The following is a 1,046-nucleotide window of genomic DNA, read 5'->3' on the forward strand; positions in this document are numbered from 1 at the left end:
GGGCGGAGAGGTGGGAGGCTGCGGGCCGTATCCGTACTGCGGGTGACCGCCGTACCCGTAGGGCTGCTGCGGTCGGTGCTGACCGTACGGATCTTGCGGCTGTGGCGGATGGCCCATGCTGTGGCTCCTGATAACGGGGGGGTGTTGTGGGACGTTCCAACGGCGCCGAAGGTTTACACCATCCGTGTTCTGGTCCGCTTGAGTGTCATGCCTCCGGGACGAGGCCGGCGTTGGCGGCGCGGCGCCACAGTCTCCGGTGCCATTCGCCCTCGTCGGAGGTGGGCGGGGTGGTCAGCACGGGTTCGGGCCGGTTTCGATGAGGTGGAGGAGGGCCCAGGCGACGCCGTAGCAGTCGTCGGGGCCGAAGCACGCGGCCAGCGCCTTCGCCTCCTCCCCCGTCACCGGCCGGGAGATCGCCCTGAGCTGGGCGTCGCGCCGGTCGATCTCCGCTTCGTCGGCGTCCTCATCGGGGAGCGGTCCTTCGGCGACGAACGCCTGCACCTCTGGTCTCATACGTCCATGATCGCCGGGGTGTCAAAGTCCGAAGCGGCATGGCGACCGCGGCGTGCCGCGCGGCGGCTCCCGGCACGATGGGCGGATCGCCGCCGAGTTCGTCGGTGGCGGCGCGTACGTTCGGAGCACACCGGAGGTGGTGAGCATGACCACGACCGACGAGCGAGCCGCCGTCCTCGCCCTCACCAGGGCCACCCGCGACCGGCCCTGGTTCCACACCGCGCGCGTCATCCTCGACGCCGGTAGCGCTCTGGCGCTGCTGCGGGGCGGCGGCACGAGCCGCGACGCCGCCGACCGGGCGCACGCCGCCGCGCTCGCCGCCCGCGTCCGGCCGGCCGACCTCGTCTGGGGGCGGGAGCTGATCGCCGCCATGTTCGCCGCCGGCGTCCGCCTTGTCACGGTGCTCGACGACGCCTACCCCGGCAACCTGGCCTGGGCGTACGACCGCCGGCCGTTCCTGTGGTTCCGCGGCGAGCTGCGGCGCGACGACCACCGGGCGGTGGCCGTGGTCGGCGAGCGCGACGTGGCGGGGG

At 73.2% G+C, this 1,046-nt stretch carries 2 protein-coding genes; one reads left to right on the top strand and one right to left on the bottom strand.

Going from position 1 to position 1,046, the window contains the following annotated elements:
- Positions 1-291: 291 nt before the first annotated feature.
- The gene (locus C1J01_RS48255; protein WP_181449383.1) at positions 292-513 is read right to left on the bottom strand and encodes a hypothetical protein; all 222 of its coding nucleotides are present in this window, start codon (positions 511-513) and stop codon (positions 292-294) included.
- Between the two features lie 145 nt (positions 514-658).
- Between C1J01_RS48255 and C1J01_RS48260 the strand changes: the two genes are divergently transcribed.
- Positions 659-1,046, top strand: a 388-nt coding sequence (locus tag C1J01_RS48260; protein ID WP_181449384.1) for a DNA-processing protein DprA, incomplete at its 3' end; no start/stop codon positions are given.

The organism is Nonomuraea aridisoli (assembly GCF_003236395.1).
Taxonomy (GTDB): Bacteria; Actinomycetota; Actinomycetes; order Streptosporangiales; family Streptosporangiaceae; genus Nonomuraea; species Nonomuraea aridisoli.